Annotated in this window: 1 protein-coding gene; it reads right to left on the reverse strand. The window is 57.2% G+C overall.

What is annotated here, in order from left to right; translation table 11 throughout:
- Positions 1 to 140: 140 nt before the first annotated feature.
- Positions 141 to 411 (reverse strand): hypothetical protein (locus tag I6F37_RS42320; RefSeq protein ID WP_225154722.1); only part of this gene is annotated, 271 nt, incomplete at its 5' end.

Raw genomic sequence — 411 nt, forward strand, 5'->3', positions numbered from 1 at the left:
CCTCGTCCCGGGTCGGTTTGACCTTGGGGCGTGCATACTGATCCAAATTTCCGCATCATGTTGAGCCTGATCGCACGCTGCCACCATGCAGCAACTCCGCCTTTGGTTGCGAGCGCGCATTCTTCCTTTTCCGAAGCATCCTAAAGCAGAGTTCGTCGGGATACCGTCCCTTTTTCCGCACTCGGGCGGTCTGCGCGCTGCTGCGGCTTCCGTTGTTGTGAGGCTCCGTAGTTGACGACCCGATTGATCGAGCGTCGCAAAACGGCGATGACCTTCGAGTGGTGCTGATCGGCGGATTTTGTGTCCGAAATGTATCTTGCTAGAGTGCGCCAGTCAGTTCGGGGAAATCCGCGATGCAGCAAACGAACAAGAGCGGCATATCGCCCGCCGAGGTTTACGAAGCTGTATGGG

It is taken from the genome of Bradyrhizobium sp. NBAIM08 (assembly GCF_020193935.1).
Taxonomy (GTDB): domain Bacteria; phylum Pseudomonadota; class Alphaproteobacteria; order Rhizobiales; family Xanthobacteraceae; genus Bradyrhizobium; species Bradyrhizobium yuanmingense.